Origin of the sequence: Sporanaerobium hydrogeniformans (assembly GCF_002735925.1) — a bacterium.
Lineage (GTDB): Bacteria > Bacillota > Clostridia > Lachnospirales > Cellulosilyticaceae > Sporanaerobium > Sporanaerobium hydrogeniformans.
Map to the genome: position 1 here is coordinate 16,333 of NZ_PEDL01000009.1, position 18,072 is coordinate 34,404.

Annotated in this window: 16 protein-coding genes and 1 riboswitch; of the genes, 7 read left to right on the forward strand and 9 right to left on the reverse strand. The window is 36.4% G+C overall.

Going from position 1 to position 18,072, the window contains the following annotated elements:
- Window positions 1–8: 8 nt before the first annotated feature.
- A complete protein-coding gene (locus tag CS063_RS09545) occupies window positions 9–800 on the reverse strand; it encodes a methionine ABC transporter permease (protein ID WP_099449476.1) in 792 nt (263 codons plus the stop codon).
- A complete protein-coding gene (locus CS063_RS09550; protein WP_099449477.1) occupies window positions 797–1,588 on the reverse strand; it encodes a methionine ABC transporter ATP-binding protein in 792 nt (263 codons plus the stop codon). Before CS063_RS09550 ends, CS063_RS09545 begins: the two co-directional genes overlap by 4 nt.
- A 78-nt stretch (window positions 1,589–1,666) precedes the next feature.
- A riboswitch (SAM riboswitch) is annotated at window positions 1,667–1,775 on the reverse strand.
- 163 nt (window positions 1,776–1,938) lie between these two features.
- Here CS063_RS09550 and CS063_RS09555 point away from each other — a divergent pair.
- The 3 genes from CS063_RS09555 to CS063_RS18080 all read left to right on the forward strand — a co-directional run bounded on the left by CS063_RS09555 (window position 1,939) and on the right by CS063_RS18080 (window position 6,160).
- Complete coding sequence (locus CS063_RS09555) at window positions 1,939–3,258, forward strand: hypothetical protein (protein ID WP_099449478.1); 1,320 nt, start codon at window positions 1,939–1,941, stop codon at window positions 3,256–3,258.
- 208 nt (window positions 3,259–3,466) lie between these two features.
- Window positions 3,467–4,558: a trans-sulfuration enzyme family protein gene (locus CS063_RS09560; RefSeq protein ID WP_099449479.1), complete on the forward strand. Its 1,092-nt coding sequence runs from the start codon at window positions 3,467–3,469 to the stop codon at window positions 4,556–4,558.
- A gap of 24 nt (window positions 4,559–4,582) precedes the next feature.
- Complete coding sequence (locus CS063_RS18080; RefSeq protein ID WP_099449480.1) at window positions 4,583–6,160, forward strand: pyridoxal-phosphate dependent enzyme; 1,578 nt, start codon at window positions 4,583–4,585, stop codon at window positions 6,158–6,160.
- Between the two features lie 123 nt (window positions 6,161–6,283).
- Here CS063_RS18080 and CS063_RS09570 read toward each other — a convergent pair whose 3' ends face one another.
- The 6 genes from CS063_RS09570 to CS063_RS09595 all read right to left on the reverse strand — a co-directional run bounded on the left by CS063_RS09570 (window position 6,284) and on the right by CS063_RS09595 (window position 11,595).
- Complete coding sequence (locus tag CS063_RS09570) at window positions 6,284–6,466, reverse strand: (2Fe-2S)-binding protein (protein ID WP_099449481.1); 183 nt, start codon at window positions 6,464–6,466, stop codon at window positions 6,284–6,286.
- 207 nt (window positions 6,467–6,673) lie between these two features.
- The gene (locus CS063_RS09575) at window positions 6,674–8,119 is read right to left on the reverse strand and encodes a DEAD/DEAH box helicase (protein ID WP_099449482.1); all 1,446 of its coding nucleotides are present in this window, start codon (window positions 8,117–8,119) and stop codon (window positions 6,674–6,676) included.
- A gap of 23 nt (window positions 8,120–8,142) precedes the next feature.
- Window positions 8,143–8,781, reverse strand: a complete 639-nt coding sequence (locus CS063_RS09580; protein ID WP_099449483.1) for a Crp/Fnr family transcriptional regulator — start codon at window positions 8,779–8,781, stop codon at window positions 8,143–8,145.
- Between the two features lie 262 nt (window positions 8,782–9,043).
- Window positions 9,044–10,690 (reverse strand): FAD-dependent oxidoreductase, encoded by a 1,647-nt coding sequence (locus CS063_RS09585; protein ID WP_099449484.1) that lies wholly within the window; start codon window positions 10,688–10,690, stop codon window positions 9,044–9,046.
- 36 nt (window positions 10,691–10,726) lie between these two features.
- Window positions 10,727–11,077, reverse strand: a complete 351-nt coding sequence (locus CS063_RS09590) for a rhodanese-like domain-containing protein (RefSeq protein WP_099449485.1) — start codon at window positions 11,075–11,077, stop codon at window positions 10,727–10,729.
- Window positions 11,078–11,277: 200 nt separating this feature from the next.
- Window positions 11,278–11,595, reverse strand: a complete 318-nt coding sequence (locus tag CS063_RS09595; RefSeq protein WP_099449486.1) for a DUF6951 family protein — start codon at window positions 11,593–11,595, stop codon at window positions 11,278–11,280.
- Window positions 11,596–11,855: 260 nt separating this feature from the next.
- On the opposite strand from CS063_RS09595, the gene CS063_RS09600 reads away from it, so the two are divergent.
- From CS063_RS09600 to CS063_RS09615, 4 genes are all read left to right on the forward strand, one after another.
- Complete coding sequence (locus CS063_RS09600; protein ID WP_099449487.1) at window positions 11,856–12,554, forward strand: ABC transporter ATP-binding protein; 699 nt, start codon at window positions 11,856–11,858, stop codon at window positions 12,552–12,554.
- 27 nt (window positions 12,555–12,581) lie between these two features.
- Window positions 12,582–14,837 carry an FtsX-like permease family protein gene (locus tag CS063_RS09605; RefSeq protein WP_099449488.1) on the forward strand — a complete coding sequence of 752 codons (2,256 nt, stop codon included), beginning with the start codon at window positions 12,582–12,584 and terminating at the stop codon, window positions 14,835–14,837.
- 14 nt (window positions 14,838–14,851) lie between these two features.
- Complete coding sequence (locus tag CS063_RS09610; RefSeq protein WP_099449489.1) at window positions 14,852–16,009, forward strand: HlyD family secretion protein; 1,158 nt, start codon at window positions 14,852–14,854, stop codon at window positions 16,007–16,009.
- A 75-nt stretch (window positions 16,010–16,084) separates the two neighbouring features.
- Complete coding sequence (locus CS063_RS09615; RefSeq protein ID WP_099449490.1) at window positions 16,085–16,672, forward strand: TetR/AcrR family transcriptional regulator; 588 nt, start codon at window positions 16,085–16,087, stop codon at window positions 16,670–16,672.
- A gap of 106 nt (window positions 16,673–16,778) precedes the next feature.
- Here CS063_RS09615 and CS063_RS09620 read toward each other — a convergent pair whose 3' ends face one another.
- Entirely contained in the window at window positions 16,779–18,050 is a 1,272-nt protein-coding gene (locus tag CS063_RS09620; protein WP_099449491.1) for a sensor histidine kinase, read from the reverse strand.
- Between the last annotated feature and the right edge of the window lie 22 nt (window positions 18,051–18,072).

An 18,072-nucleotide genomic window follows, 5' to 3' on the forward strand; every position in this document is an offset into this window, starting at 1 on the left:
ATTTTTATCTATTCACTTATATCTGTATTTACCTTTAAAACTGACGTTAGCCATTTCTTAAGACCAGATTTATTTTTTCTTTGAACTTCACCTATTAAATACCATTTCTTTAAAAATAGTTTAGAAACAAAATCACCTACCCCTTGCACCACTTGAACAATTAGGATAAGTACCAACACTGTTGCAAGTAGTACATCGTGTTGAAATCGGTTAAAGCCAAACCTTACAGCAATGTCTCCAATTCCTCCTGCACCAAAGTTACCTGCTAGGGCTGTCATAGAAATCACTGCAATAACAGCGACGGTAAAGGCTCTTATTAGTGAAGGAAATGCCTCTGGTAACATAACCGACAGTAAAATTCGAAGGTTTCCTGCTCCCATTGCTTTTGCTGCTTCAATCTTTCCTTTAGTGACTTCTAAAAGGCTACTTTCAACTAGTCTGGCAAACATGGGTACACAGCTTGCTACCAGTGCAATAATACAAGCATTAGAACCATAAGCTTTACCTACTAAAATCCTTGCAATAGGAAGCATTAGTATAATAACAATCATCTGAGGCAACGAACGTAAACAATTAATCACTATTCCCAAGCCTTTATTGAGCCACCCAATGGGATTCAAACCTTCTGGACTTGTAAGTACTAAGATTAGTCCTAAAAGAACGCCAATAATGAGTGTAAAGAGTGTGGATATTGCCACCATGTAAAGTGTATCTCCAATAGCTGGCCACAGCGTCTCCCATACTGGTTTTGTAAAAGCGTTTTTAAAGACTTCCCAAAAGGAATATTTATATAAACTCATATTCCCTCACCTTCTTCCACCCACTGCTTCTGTTGGAACTCAGAATGAATCTTTATAAAAAGCTTACCTGTATGACTATGAGGATTTAGAAAAACCTCTCTTACTGTACCTTGCTCTGTTATCTCACCCTGCTCTAGAATAGCCATGTTGTTGCAAATGTACTTAATTGCCTCCAATTCATGCGTAATAAGAATAATAGTTATCCCTAATTTTTGATTAATTTCCTTTAATAAATCTAGTACAGATACCGTTGTTTGAGGATCTAATGCACTGGTCGCTTCATCACTTAAAAGTACATCTGGATTATTAGCAAGCGCCCGAGCAATCCCTACTCTTTGCTTTTGTCCCCCTGAAAGCTGCCCAGGGTAAGCATGTATTTTATCACTCAGACCCACTAGTTCAAGGATTTCTTTAACCCTTTCTTTCATTTGCCTTTTTTCATACTGGGAAAGCTTTAAAGGATAGGCTACATTTTGATAGACTGTTTTAGATTCAAATAAGTTAAAGCTCTGGAAAATCATACCTATCTTCTGCCTTTGGATATTAAGTTCTCTTTTAGTGAGCTTTGTCATCTCTTGCTGACCTATTCTAATGCTTCCTTTATCTGGTTCCTCTAGACGATTAAGACACCTAACTAAAGTAGATTTACCTGCCCCACTAAAACCAACTATCCCAAAAATATCGCCTTTAGTTATTTTTAAATTGATCCCTTTTAAAACCTCTATATTTTGATTTGTGCTATAAAAGGTTTTGTGTAAATCCTTTATTTCGATAAACACCTCTTCCATCTGCTCTCCTCCTTTAAACAAAATAAAAAACTACTTCTTTGTATAAGAAAGTAGTTTTGCAGAAAATCTATGGCTACTCTCTTATCTTTCAAACCTTATGGTTTGTAGGAATTAGCACCTTGAATAACTAAGTTATCCTGGTTGCCGGGCGTCATTGGGCCAGTCCCTCCGCCTCTCTGGATAAGAATTTAAAACGTTTTTAATTTCCTAGTATTACTATATGTTTAGTATTGTATTTCCATTACATTACTTTGTCAATATATTTTTTATATTTTGCTTATTATTTTTAGTAATAGGTCTACCTCTTTGTTGCATAGAGTAATAACACCAAGCAAAAAGGAGCTATCACTATGGAGGATCCTAGAAATGATAACCTACTATCAGAAGCACTCTGCCAATATAAAAAATGGGTACAACAAGAGTATTTAAATTGTCTCCCTAACTTTTGTGCTTGTCCTCCTCCAAATTGCTCTTATCCTATTACACTATTTAAAATTGAGCTCCTCCCGAAGTCTATAAATCCTTCCTTTTTTACCTTTATCCTAAATGCTCTAGGAAATCTAAAAGATGTCTTTGGATACATCTTAGAATCTTCTTCTAATGCCCTTCAATTTTATATAGGTCTAAAAACAATAAGTGACACTTCTAGTTCTGTTAAACTACTTACAAATGGACTTTTAAGCACCTTTCCTGGTGCCGTGTTTTATCAGCTATCTCCTCAAGATAGTAAGCTTCTTTTAAAAAAATGGTTTAATCCTAACCTTTACGATACACTGAGCTGTAGCTTGGTTATCCCCAATACTACAGATAGTACACATTCACCTATTAATGAAAAGTTTTTATCGCTTATGAAACAGGAGGAATTTCTAGCTTTTTTCTTAGCTATTCCTTTTACTTACTGCGAAATCAAATGTCTGATTGAACAATTAGAAACCTTATCTCAAACACTTTCTTCATTCTCTCAGACTAATTATAGTTTTTCTTGTAACACTTCTAAAAGTATTGCTTTACATCGTTCTAACACTATTTCCAAAGCTAATGGTTCTTCTTGTACCTGTACCACTGGCTTTACAGAAGCTCGCAATAGTTCTAACTATGTCCTTATCACGCCATCTACTTCTTTTCCCCTCACCGGTACTCGTTCCCTAAATCTTAGTGTTTGTCGCAACGAAACAAAAGGCTGTGTGGATACAGATAGTAAATCTACTGCAGAAGCTACGAATAAGACAGATACACTCTCCAATGGTACAATTCATCAAAAAAATACTCAAACTGCTAACAATGATGTTATTTTATTTTCTAATCAAAATAAGGCAGTTAGTGAAGCCCTCTCTCGATTAAATATGCTTATTTCACGCCTTGTAGCAGCCTCACAAGGACCCATGTTTGCTTTTAGTTCTTACTTTTTATCTCCTTCTAAAGCAACAAGTATACGAGCAGCTTATACCTATACAGGATTAGCTAAAGATCCGACTGCCAACTTACAAGATAGCTTTGTTATCACTTGGGATAAGGAGGAACCTTGTTTTTCCCTTCTCTTAGAAACCTTGCAAACTTTTACACCTCTACATTTTCGTCCAACTCATGAAGCATCAGATGTTGTTACTAGTTCCGTTCTTATTACCTGTGCAGAGCTTTTAAATAGCTTTTATTTTCCATCCCCCTCTTAATTTTTTGTAAGAAGACTGTTTGTTCTTGAACAGTCTTTTTTGTTTTTTTAATCTTATATTTAAATTGGACTTGCATGAAATCATGAGAACAAAAATATAATACCAAGTAAATAAACCTATTTACTTGGTATTATATTTGTTGTATACTTTGATTTAATTCAAAGAAATTTTCTTTCTATTTTGTCTAAACCTTAAAGGAGGTATAAATATGCATTTTAATTCAAAAGTCATACACGGTGGTATATCAGAAGACGCGGCAACAGGTGCCGTAAGTATTCCTATTTATCAAACTTCAACCTATAGGCAATCAGCTATTGGTCAACACAAAGGCTATGAATACTCTCGAACAGGTAACCCTACACGTGAAGCTCTAGAAGCACTCATCACTGAGTTAGAAGGGGGTGTTGCTGGCTTTGCCTTTGCTTCCGGTCTAGCAGCCTTATCTACTGTGCTTATGCTCTTCCAAACAGGTGACCATATTCTTTTATCCGATAATGTCTATGGAGGAACTTTCAGAGTGGTGGATAAGGTTTTTGCTCCATTGGGTCTTACTTATTCTTTAGTAGACACTTCTAACTTAGAAGAAGTGGAAAAAGCCATTACTCTTCAAACAAAAGCAATTTTTATTGAAACACCTACTAATCCTTTAATGAAATTAACAGACTTATCTGCTCTTGCTGCTCTTGCAAAAAAATATCAACTTTTATCCGTAGTAGATAATACATTTTTAACCCCTTATTTACAACGTCCTATTGAGCACGGCATTGATGTTGTCGTTCATAGTGCCACCAAATATCTCGGGGGGCATAGTGATTTGGTTGCTGGTCTAGTAGTTGTAACTACACCTGAACTTAAAGAACGCCTCCATTTTTTGCAAAATGCAGTAGGTGCTATATTAGGACCACAAGATAGTTGGCTTCTCATGCGAGGTATTAAGACACTTGCTGTTCGTCTAGATAAGGCTCAGGAAAATGCCAAGAAAGTTGCTGATTTTTTAAATACTTTACCTGAGGTAAAAAAGGTCTATTATCCTCATATAGGAGCTATGCTTTCCTTTGAATTAGATACACCAGAAAGAGCAGCCAAACTAGTGGAAAAGGTCCAAATGATTGCTTTAGCTGAAAGTCTAGGTGGTATCGAAAGCCTTATTTGTCTTCCCGCTGCTATGACACATGCCTCTATCCCTAAAAAGCAACGTGAAAAGCTAGGAATTAAGGATAGTTTACTTCGCCTATCTGTTGGTATTGAGGATAGTGAAGATATCATTAATGACCTCAAGCAGGCACTTGGATATATCTAAATAAAAATATAAGGAGGCTTTAAAATGCATTATATAAATGATATCCGGGATTTAATTGGCAATACCCCTTTACTTAAGTTAAACCATCTTGCTCCAGAAATAGAGGCCAATATCTTTGCTAAATTAGAATATTTAAATCCTGGTGGTAGTGTGAAAGACCGAGTAGGTCTTGAAATACTTGAAGCTGCTGAAAAGGAAGGAAAGCTTCTACCTGGTTATACCATTATTGAAGCAACTGCTGGTAATATGGGAATTGGCCTTGCCATGGCAGCCTTTGAAAAGGGCTATGAAGTGAAGCTCGTTGTACCTGCTAAATTTGCTCTTGAAAAGCAAATTCTTATGAAAGCTTTGGGTGCAGAGATTATTATTACCCCTACTGAGGAAGGGATCGAAGGTGCTATTCGCAAAGCTAAAGAACTAGCAGATACTATCCCTTCTTCCTTCACCCCTAGCCAGTTTGAAAATAGACATAATATTTATGCTCACTTCAAAACAGGCAGAGAAATCTATGAGGCTTTAGATGGACAAATTGACATCCTTGTAGCTGGTGCTGGTTCTGGTGGAACGGTTATGGGTATTGCCACCTATCTTAAAGCTCAGAATCCAAAGATTAAAGTAGTACTTGCAGACCCTGTAGGCTCTATCCTAGGTGGTGGTGAAGAAGGAAGCTATCACATCGAAGGTATTGGTAATCACTTCATACCTAGTATCTTTGACCCTTCCGTTATTGATGAGGTAGAAAAAATTTCTGATGAAGAGGCCTCTTATTATGTTCAGCTCCTTGGTAAAAAAGAAGGTGTTTTAGTAGGAGCATCCTCCGGTGCTGCCGTTGCTGCTTCCATTAAGCAAGCCTATAAAGCTCAAAAAACTGTTAACATTGTTACAGTCCTTCCAGATAGAAGCGATCGCTACTTTAGCCAAAACCTCTACGACTTTGATCTTCGCCTTTCTGACTTTCGCTTTAAAGCTTTATTTGATAACTGGGCAGATGCTTATGACGGCACTATTATGGCTTCTACAGGAGAATACCTAGAAGTTTTCGAAAATTACGATAGTATTCTTAAGGATACTGTCGCTGCCATTCATAAGCCAGAAGGGGCTTTGGTCTTAGACCTTGGTTCAGGAACAGGTAATCTTGCTCATCAAGCAGCTCTTGCAGGTTATAGGGTATTAGGCATTGAACCTAATGAACGCATGCGTCAAATCGCTAAGGCAAAATACCCCTCTATTACCTTCCTAGAGGGTACCTTCCTCAACCTACCTCACTCAGATGAACAAGTAGATGCCATTATCAGTAGCTATGCCTTCCATCATCTATCTGATCAAGAGAAGGGGGCTGCTATTAAACTCTTTGCTAGCAAGCTTAAAAACCATGGTAAAGTTATCTTTGCCGATACTACCTATGCCTCTGTCGAAGCACAAAAATCTCTCTTACAAGAGGCTGAAGCCAAAGGTTATAAATCGCTTACTCGTGATTTAAAAACAGAATTCTATACCACACACCAAGTGCTTGAAAAGCTCTTTAAAAATCAAGGTTTTAGTATTCAGTTCGTCCAAAAAAATAAGTTTGTATGGATTTTAATTGCTACTAAAGAAACTTAGAACTTCTTTGTACAAAACAGAGAAGATTATGCCATAAAATACAAAAATCGATAGACTCACTTAAGTGAGTCTACCGATTTTTGTTTCATAACTATATTTATTCTACCTAATTAAGTATTTAATTTATTTTTGAGCCGTTAAAGTTTCGATTACTTCTATCACTTCATCTATGCAAGAGCCACAAGCCATACCTACTCTTGTTACTTCTTGTACCTCTTCTAATGTGGTGGCGCCATTATCGATAGCATCTTTTATATCTTGCACAGTAATGCCAAAGCAAGTGCAAACCATATCTTCCATGTTCATAGTGAACCTCCTCCAAACTTATTACATTATACCCTAGTCTCTATCTTGAAACGCCATTCGAACCATACTCTTTTATTATTTACTTATAGGTCCTCATCCATTGCTTCATTCAGGGATTTTTTATTCATTCTTAGTTTAACGAAAGTCTTTTTTGTTCACAAGAAGGCACTTTTTCGTAATGTAGTATCTTTTTTGATACTCTAAAGACTACCTATCTGCTTTTGTCACGCGACGCAGCCGTCCTTTTATAGGTGTTGTTTGAAGCGTCCTTAGGACCTTATCCCCCTTATTGTTAAGGATTTCCACAAAGGTGGATACATCTAAAATATTAATAATCCCTATATCTTGAGCTGTTATCCCTGGTAAATTACAAAGAGTACCTACAATATCTACTGGACGCATCTTTGTTTTTTTACCCGCATTAATGTGCAGCTTCATGATTTCCTCATTAAGTTTCGTACCCTTTTCCTCTACATGTTCTAGCCTCGTATACATCTTAAGTTTAAAATCTTGCCTTTGCTTTTCTACTTCTTCTTGATCGGGGAAAGTTCCCTGCGAAATAGAATAGCCAACGTACTCTTCTATATTCTTTAAATAGTAGTGATCTCTTGGACTTACAAAAGTAATAGCTTTTCCTTTTTTATTACCACGTCCTGTACGACCAATACGATGAACATAACTTTCTTTATCCTCTGGCAAATCATAGTTCACTACATGTGTTACATGGTCAATATCAATCCCTCTAGCTGCTACATCTGTTGCTACTAAATAACGAAAAGAACCTTTTCTAAAATCCTCCATCACTTGAAAGCGTTCCTTTTGCTCCATTCCACCATGAATTTTTTGAACCCTATACCCCTTACTTATTAAGTCCTCATAAACTGCATCTACCTGTACTTGAGTATTGCAAAAAATCATACAGCTTTCAGGATTTTCTAAAATAGTAAGTTGCTCAAGTAAGTTTATTTTTTCCTCTTCCAAAATGTCATAACGATATTGTGCTACTTGATCAGATGCCACACTAGCTGCCTCTATCTCTATAAGAGTTGGTTCTTTCATATATGCTCTACTAAGGTCCTTTATATCTTTTGGAAGTGTAGCCGAAAAAAGTAAGGTTACTCTCTCTTTTGGTAATTGATTAATAATGCTTTGTACTTCCTCCATAAAACCCATACGAAGCATTTCATCTGCTTCATCAATGACCAAGTACTGAATTTCTGAAGTATCCCATGTGCCTTTTTCTAGATGGTCTAAGGTACGCCCTGGTGTGCCTACCACTACATGGGTTTTTTGTTTCATTTGCTTAGCTTGGAGGTGAAAAGGTGCCTTGCCGTAAAGGGCTACTACCTTAATACGCTTAAAACGTCCAATATGAAAAAAGTCTTCACTCACTTGTGTTGCTAACTCCCGTGTAGGCGTAAGTATTAATGCCTGTGGTTTATTTTCCTCCCAATTTATCCTTTCACAAATAGGGATTGCAAAGCTAGCTGTTTTCCCACTTCCTGTCCTCGACTTAACAATAATATCCTTCCCTTCTAATACATGAGGTAGGGTTTGTTCTTGAACAGGAGTTGGTTCTTTATAGTTTAAAAGCTCAATGGCCTTTAAAAGGTCTTGGGATAAATTATACTCATTAAATGATGGTGCTTTCATAGGTTCATCTCTTTCTTTTGAATTTATAAGATACGAATTTTACCTCTTTCTAAGGCAACAATTCCCTTCTTCTCAAAGCCTTTAAGTATTCGGCTAACCACTTCTCTTGAAGAGCCTATATCAATGGCTAACTTTTCATGGGTTGTATAAATAATATTTGTTTTTGAATGTTCTTTATAGGCATCTAAATAATCTAAAATGCGTTTTTCAATGCTATCAAAAGTAATCTTTTCTAAAGTATTTACAACGCTATCAAACTTACCATATAGATTCTGAAAACTATATTTTAAATAATTAACATCATTTAATAAATAGTGTTCAAAAATAGATATAGGAACAATAGCTAAGATAGCCTCCTCCTCTACCTCAGCAAAAGCAAAGGTTGGTTGATGTGTTAAAGCGCAGAGTATGGTCATAAAACAACTATCTCCTTTTTTAAGGCGATAGAGAGTGACTTCCCGTCCTTCTTCATTGATACGGTATACCCGAAGTGTTCCCTGTAAAATAAAAGAAAATCCACAGCAAACCTGCTCACTGTTAATCAGTTTATAACCGGCTTTATACTTTCTTTCACAAAGGCTTTGTTCAATGATATGTTGTACCTCTTCAGATAAGGTGTTTAAAAAAGCATAGTCCTTCTTTAACTCTTCTAATAGCTTCATAGCCTCTCCTTTTACCAATCCCCATTTTGATTGTATTATTACTATTTACATTTATAGTAGTACTTATAAAAATTTCATAAAAAAACAGTAGCCCCCTTACCCGCAAATGGTGTGCTACTGTCTTTATAAGCAATACTAAAAGAGTTCTGCCAGTTGCCTAAGCAACTAGAATCGTATAAAGAAGGACGTTCTCACATCCTTCTTTTTCTTATAGTATATCACAATCTTTTTCTTTTCTTCAAGAGGATAATGTTTAACTATCCTATTTTTCTATAAATCCCAATGCTTCTAATGTTTTATAACCCCCTGTAATGTTTTTACATTTAAAGCCATTTTGTTTAAGGATCCTTTCTGCTATATAAGCCCTTATGCCTACAGCACAGTATATCCAGTATTCCTTTTGTGGGTCTAATTCACTTAAACGTGTTCGAAGTTCATTGACATTAATGTGCACCGAATGAAGCACCTTTCCTCTTGCTCTTTCACCTGTTGTACGTACATCTAAAACAACTACTTGAGGTTTATCCTGAAGCGTATATAATTCACGTGGATGTATCTCTTCGCTTCTTCCAGCTAAAATGTTTTCTGCCACATATCCAGCAAAGTTAACCGGATCTTTAGCCGATCCAAAAGGTGGTGCATAGCAAAGCTCTAGCTCTGTTAAATCATAAACAGTTCCTCCTAATCGAAGGGTTGTAGCAAGAACATCGATACGTTTTTCTACTCCCTCATACCCAAAGGCTTGTGCGCCTAAAATAACACCTGTAGCATCAAAGATGAGTTTAAGGGTAATGGCTGTAGCTCCTGGATAATAACCTGCATGATTATTAGGATGCAAGATGATAGCATGATGCTCGATACCTAGTTTATCTAACTGCCTCTCATTATTACCTGTTGCTGCAAAGGTAAGATCAAAAACTTTTATAACAGATGTTCCTTGTGTGTTTTTATAAGTACTCGGTATACCTGCTAAATTATCAGCGATAATGCGTCCTTGCTTATTAGCAGGTCCAGCTAAAGGAATAGCTGTTTCTTGCCCTGTTACAAAATCGATCACCTCTACTGCATCACCACCTGCATAAATCCCCTTCATATTTGTTTCCATATGCTCATTAGTAAGGATGTGACCCCTACTACCTAAATGAATACCTGAATCCTTTAAAAAAGATGTATCGGGTGTTACTCCTATTGCTGTTACTACAAAGTCTGCCAGCTCATAGCTTCCATCTTGAAGTTCCACTTTAACTTGATGTGCTTCTTCATGAAAAGCTTTAACCCCATTATTTAAAATAAGGTGAACTCCGTTTTCACGTAACTTTCTTTCTGCACTTACTACTATATCCTCGTCAAAAGGGGCTAGAATATGGGGAGCTGCTTCAATAAGGGTGACTTTCTTTTCAAGATGCCTTAGATTCTCTGCTAATTCAACACCAATATAGCCTCCACCTATAACAATAATAGATGCAGCTTCCTTAGTAGCTTCCTTTATTTTATCTGTATCACTTATATTTCTAAGAGATAGAATCTTTTCATTTACAATACCGGGAATAGCTGGCTGTATGGGCTTTGCTCCTGGTGCTAAAACAAGTCCCTCAAAATCCTCTTCATAAAACTGTCCATCATGCGTACGTACTTTAACTTTTTTAGCTACTGGATCTACACTCACGACTTCACTTTGAACCCTTACGTCAATACCAAATCGCTCCTTCATAAGAGTAGGTGTAGCTACTAATAACTTTTCCCTTTCTTGAATCACATCTCCTATATAATAGGGCAAGCCACAATTAGCAAAAGAAATATGTTCTCCTTTTTCAAATAAAACGATTTCTACCTTTTCACTCAGACGTCTTAAACGAGCAGCAGCAGATGCTCCTGCTGCTACCCCTCCTACAATCACTACCTTTTGCATGATTCATTCCTCTCTTTCCTTGTTCTATTTATTCCTCTATTTATTCCCTTTTTCAATTTCATAGGGCCATGAAGCTATCCCACCTAAATTATAGACATCTGTATAGCCCATTTGAGTTAATAAACTACAAGCTCTTGCACTTCTTCCTCCACTTAAACAATATACGTAAAGTGTAGTATCTTTATGAGGGACTACTTGTTCTATTTCTTGTTTAAGCCTATTAACTGATAGATTTTTTGCGTGTTTAATATGTGAAAGAGCAAACTCTTCTTTTTCTCTTACATCTAAAAGAACAATCTCTTTATTTCTTTGTAAATTTTGATATGCATCTTGTGGGCTGATCTCTTTTATATCACGATTGCCCCATAGGGCTTCAAATAATTTCATCTTTAACAACTCCTTGCCTATCTCTATTTTAACTCCTTATAAAGTTTTCCTTTATAACTTAATTATATGTATAAATTTCTTCTTGTTCTGTAATTAAGTCACATAACTTATTTTATGAGTATCATTATATGCCCTTTTCAATAAAAAAAATAGTAGCTCCTCTCCCAAGATTTCCTCTTGTAAGATTCTGCTACTATTTTTTATTCAAATTCAATACTTGCAGTCTTTGGTAATGCTAATTTACATTCTACTTCCATGCATTTAATAATTCCTGCTAAAGCAGGGCAAGATGCATGTCCAGGAAAATTTTTAGATGCATACTCATAAAATTCCCCTGTACCAGGTTTTGCGAGGCATACTTCAAAGGCATCAAATGTATTTCCTAACTCCGCAAACATCTTATTAATACTTGCGCAGCCAGATTTTACTTGTACAGTTACCTCTTGTTGGTCCTCAGATAGAGCTGTTACAGTCGTTATCAATCCACAAATACCCGGATTAATTTTTACTTTTGTCATCCTACCATCTCCTTATTTAATGTGTTACCAATGAGTATACACTATTTTTAGAGAGGATTCTTGTACTCTCTTATTATTTTTTGTAGTCTTTTTTAATTTTCTAATCATTATTTACAGCTTTATATTTTACTATTAAAAATTTAAAAAATATATTGACAATTATTCCTCAAAACCTTAATATTTTATTTATGACTATTAATATATTTTTAGTCATACATTTTATATGAATTGTTTAATTTTTTAAATAAGGGAGGGATGGTATGTTTTTAGAGGTTCAAGATTTAGTAAAGAGCTATCAAACTGGTGAAAATGCATTTTTTGCTGTAAATCAAGCTACCCTTAAAATGGAAGCTGGTGAAATCGTAGTAATATTAGGCCCTTCTGGTTCAGGAAAATCTACCCTACTGAATCTTATTGGTGGCTTAGAGAAAGCAACCTCTGGCAGTATTAAAATCGAAGGGAATGAAATTTGCAACTTATCAAGTAAACAGCTTGGTATTTATCGTAGAAACTTTGTAGGCTTTGTCTTTCAATTTTATAATCTTATTCCTAATCTCACTGTTCGTGAAAACATTGAGATATGTGCTCATTTAGGTAAAAACCCTCTAGCTATTGATACTCTCATTGATAAAGTAGGTCTTCATGCAGAAAGTCATAAATTCCCTTCTCAGCTTTCTGGTGGTCAACAACAACGGGTAGCTGTTGCTAGAGCTTTAGTTAAAAACCCTAAACTCCTTCTTTGTGATGAGCCTACAGGTGCCCTCGATTATAAAACCTCTAAAGAGGTTTTAGAGCTTTTTGAAGAAATCAACAAAACTTACAATACAACAATGCTTATGATTACACACAATGATGCCATTAAGGATATGTCTCACCGTATCATTCGAATCAAGGATGGTCGCATTACCCATAACACACTTAATACTCACCGTAAGCACGCTAAGGACATTGATTGGTAAGTATATTTATAAGAGTAGGTGAAATCTATGAATTTAAAAAGACTCCTTCGTGATTTAAGTCATAATAAGGTTAAAAATATAAGCTTTATTTTGCTCATCATCCTCAGTATTACAGTTATTATTGGTTTTAATCGTTCTATGGGTAGTTATATTAAAGCCGTTAATCATTTCTATGATACTCACTTAGCAGAAGATGCTCAGTTTACTTTGCAGGGTGAAATCAGCAAACGAAAGGAAGCTTATCTTGAGAGTCATTTTAAGGTTCTTATTGAGAAGTCTAAATCCTTGGATGCAAATTTAGATAAGTCCTCTATTACTAAAGAAAATAAGAGAGTTGTTCGTCTTATTATCCAAGATAAAGTGCTCAACCAACCCACTCTTATCCAAGGTGCTCCTTTAAGTGAAAAAAATGATATCTGGTTAGACCCCAAGTTTGCTGCAGCTAATGGCTACCAAGTTGGTGATTATATAATCCTTCTTGATATCCCGTTCCATATAGTTGGTTATGGCATCTCCCCTGACTACGTTTATACTCTAAAAAATAAAAACGATATGCTCAACGCACCCAATACCTTTGGTGTTGGTTATATTACCAATGAGGCTTACAAAAAACTTGAGTCGAATAGATCCATTACAACTACTTATAGCATCAAAAGTCAAGAAGGAGAGTTAAATAACTTAAAAAAATATTTAGAAAAAAATACAGAGCTCTTAGAATTTGTGCTTCGTAAGGATAATCCTCGACTTAATACTGTCTTTAATGATGCAGAAGGTCCTAAACAAATGGGAATAGTCATCGGTACTATGCTCATCATGGTGGTTGCCTTTATCATCTCTATCTCTATAAAAAATAATATTACTGCTGAAAGTCAAACGATTGGTATTCTTTATGCTCAAGGCTTTAATAAAACTGAACTGCTCTCTTACTATATGCTTCTTCCGTCTCTTCTTATTATTATAGGCCTCTTTGTTGGATATAGCTGTGGTATTATCCTTTCTGAAGTACTTATCCGTTTTATGGAAGTCCAGTATACTATGCCCTATGTACCTCTCCAAAATAGCTCTCAGCTTATGTTCTTTGGTATTATACTACCGTTTATACTCACTGTTTTAATTACTTATCTTTCCATCTCTAACGCACTTAGCAAGACACCTCTTTCCCTCCTTAGAGGTCAATTTTCTAAAAATAATGTTTCTTTTTTAGAAAAAAAGCTAACCCTTAAAAAACTTTCTTTTTTAAGCCGTTTTCGTATAAAAGATATGGCAAGAGAATGGACCAGTATGCTTGCACTTATACTAGGTGGTTTTATTGGTGTTTTCATACTCTTTACTGCTTTTTATTTTAATGATTCTATAAAAGGGTATATTAATGATTTAAAAAACAACCTGCCTTATGACTCACTTTATACCTTTATAAATCCTAAAGATCTTAATAAATATAGCAAACATGGTGAACTCACTAGTCTAAAAAATGTAAAGTTTAGTATAAATGGTAAAGAAAAATCTGTCCCTATCCAAGGTATTATACCAAATAGTGATTTTTTCAATATACCAGCATTAAACACCTTACAGGGTAATGAAGTACTTATGACTTCTTCATTTAAAAATAAGTACAAAATTGAAGTAGGCTCTTTCATCACATTGAAGGATGAAATGAAAGCTAAAGAATATATCGTATCTATTGTTGGTATCGCTCCTTATGATTATGGCCCCTATCTTTTTACAAGCATGTGGAGCTTCAACCAGATTTTTAACCTGCATGAGCAAAGCTATAATGCCCTATTTACACATGCTCCCTTAAATATTCCTAGTAAAAAGCTCGCTTCTAAAATAAGTCACTCCGAAACCATTACTTCTGTAACAAATATGATGGATATGATGAATGTTATGATCATTATTCTCATTATCTGTGGTATAGGGATCCTTATTACCGTTGTTTATCTGTTACTACACATGATTATTGATAAAAGCAAGATTAATATTTCTATGGTTAAAATATTTGGTTATAACGACCAAGAAGTCAGTAAGCTTTACTTAAAAGGTAATTTTATATTTTTATTCATTAGCTTTTTAGTTGCCTTACCTAGTGGCTATCTCCTTACCAACTACTTTTTTACTAATATTTTTCAGGATATGCAACACTATTTTATGCCTGTCATCACCTTGCGTTCCATGGGTATTTGCTTAGGGATTTTAGCTTTAAGTTATCTCGGGGCCAAGCTGCTTCTTAAGAAAAGTGTTAATAGGATTGCTTTAACAGAGGCACTCAAAAACAGAGAATAAGGGAGGATTTAAGCATGAAAGGATCTAAAATAAGTATACTTAGCTTTAGCGTATTACTCTTAACAGCTTGTTCTAGTGAGCAAGCTATATCTAGCCAAGCAGTCACTACTAAGAGTGCCCCTAGTAGCCTCGTTTTTTATGGAGAAGTAAAAGCTCATACAAAGGAAGAAATTTTATTAGATTTTCCTGCTAAGGTAATTGCTCTTCATGTAGAAGATGGGCAGAAGGTTCAAAAAGGTACCCCTCTCGTCTCTCTAGACATAGAGGACTATAAACTCCAAATCGCCACCAAAGAAAAAGAATTAGAAATAAATGAGGTAAATCTCAAACAATTATTAGGCAATGATAATGCCCAATATGCTGGGCTCTCTGCCATTAAAGACCAACTCAAACTAAAGGAAGGCTATATTAAAGAGGGGACAGACCCCGACCTGCTTTCTCTTAAAAACATGCTTCCTTCCTTAGAAAAAGAGGTAGCTCTTGCTAAACAGCTCTATGAAACCAACTTAAGTCTCTTTGATGCCCATAGTCTCGCTTCACACGAGTTAGAAATAAGCAAACAAACTTATGAAGCCAAACTTCAAGAATTAGAAAATACCAAGCTTGCTATGAACAAAATCAAATCTACCTTAGAACTAGAAGTGGCTACTCTTAATAGCCAGCTTAAAAGTACCCAGATACTTTCCTCTAATACTGATATTGAAAAACGTACCCGTATCGAAATGCTAGAACTCAAAATAGAAGCTGACAAACTCGTCCTTGATAACATGAAACAAAAGCTTAAACAAGATTATTTAAAGGGAAGTGACGTAGTTGCACCTAATGATCATTTAATTGTTTATGACATTCAGTGCTCGAAAGGCTCTTATATCACTGGCACAGAAGGCTTTAGTCCTACTCCTCTTCTCAAAACCATGTCACAAGATAGCCTTTATATCCTTGCAGATATTCCTGAAGAATCTCTTTCCAACATACAGGTAGGTGCTGATGTTACTATTATTCTTGCAGATGATCATGAGAAATTACCTACACTTTTTGGTATAGTGGCTCAAATTTCTGAGCGTGCTGTTGTAAAAGATGGTGATACTGTAGTAGAAGCAACTATCGAGGTGCAGGATGGTCTAGACTACTTAAAGCCTGGATTATCTGTTGATGTTACCTTAACACCTTAAATAATCGCTATTATAATACTTAGATAAACATGTTATATTATGAAATAACCATATAATACAAAAGGGGGAAGACCTATGGCAACAGCCTTTAGTGAACATGAAAAAGAAATGATTCGTAAAGCCTTAAAAGCTTGTGCATTAGAATATATGAGTAAGTATGGCATCAAAAAAACAACGGTTGAACAGCTCGCCCTTGGTGCCAATATCTCTAAGGGTGCTTTTTATAAATTTTATACTACAAAAGAAGAACTTTTCTTTGAGGTCATTGAAGAATTTCATGAAGTCATTTACGCTAAAGCTTTGCATATACTCTGTACTCGTACAGACCTATCAGATGCAGAACGCTTAGAAGAGGCTTTCTTTCAGGCCTGTAAATTAGCAAAATCCTATGCCATTATGGAGGTTCTGGAAACGGAAATGAACTATCTTATTCGCAAGCTTCCTCCTCATTTACTAGAAGAGCATTTGAATCGTGATTCAGAAGGCATTTACAACTTAATTGAAAAGGCCAATATTAAGCTTTCCTGCAATGCAGACCTTATTTCTGCTGTGACTCACGGCATTATCTGTATGCTCTTTCATACAAAATTAGTAGATGATAAGTACTTTGACGAGGCACTTCGTTTAATCATTCGTGGGGCGTGTAAAGAGCTTGTTATTTAAAAAGTAACTATTGGCAAGGCAATCGGCAGACAGTGCATTTTCACTGTCTGCCGATTGCTTTTTTATGCCACAGATTAAGAATTTGGCGGACAAATTCATTAAGAGATTATGTAGTTGCCTGAAATATAAACCAACCATCCTTGACTGAAAATTGAAATACGCCACCATGCTTTTCCACAATATGCACCATGCTTTTTGTGCCAAAGCCATGCCCCTTCTCTTTTGATACAGGCAGGCCCTGATGAAATATCGGGTCCAACTGATAGGTGTTGCGAATGTCAATGCACAGCTTCGTATTCTTAGAATACATACGCAGTTGGATGATCCGTTTGTTGCTGTCAGGTATCTGCTGTGAAGCTTGTATAGCATTTTCCAAGGCGTTTGAAAGAAGCGAACAAAGCTCGGTGTCGCTAAAGGGCAGCGAGTCAGGCAGCTTCGCATCTATCCTCAATAGGATTTCTGATTGTTTTGCCTTGGTATTAAAGGCGGACAAAATCAGATTGACGGTTTCGTTCTCGCAAAAGCGCAAAGGCGTGATGGCATCCATGTCGGACTGGGCAGTCTGTAGATATTTTTTGATTTCTTCTATGTGTTCCTTAGATGCCAGTCCTTGTAAAAGAGCGAAATGGTGGCGCATATCGTGCCGATAGGATGCGGCATTTTGCTGCAACTGCCGCAGAGAAGCAAACTCTGTCTGTGCCAGTCTAAACTGCGCATCCAGCATATCCCGTTCTCTTTGGAGAGTTACTTGTTTTTGCGTCTCAGCGTAATAAAGGATAACAAACACAAAATAGAAAACAGAGACTGTTGAGGGCATGAACTGCACCGCCCATTTCGTACCGCGGTAAAGCACATCGGTGTAGATGGTGGTCGTGTAGTCGAACAGGTAGTAAAAAAGTGGCACCCCTCCTAAAAATAAGCAAGATCTAGTGGACACCTCCATAAGCTGCCGAACGGACCCTGCCACATACCTTTTTAGGAAATAGTAAAACAGAAACACCGCCCCAATATAAATAACGTGATCCGCGAGACTACTGTCTAAGGCAGCTCCCCCCATGAAACCAACCCAGCGTGGCGCTTGACAGCAAAGATAACCAGAAAGCACGCTGACGGTGGATATGAGCCACGGACGTTTATAATATAGGGAAAATATCACTATGAGCGGCAGGTGAATAATCAGCGGATACAGCTTTGATGTCAAATCCAAGCCCAAAAGCCTCCAACTGATGGTTTGAACGAAAAGAAAAATGACACAGAGCAAGCCAGCGACTAGCCTGTTTTTCCTTGTGGGTTCTATTCCTGCAAAAAGAACGGTCACCGCTATACCAAAGACCAGAGAAAATCCAAATCGTAAGAGTCCTATCACTGTTACTATCATTTTAAAGCACCTCTCTCCATTC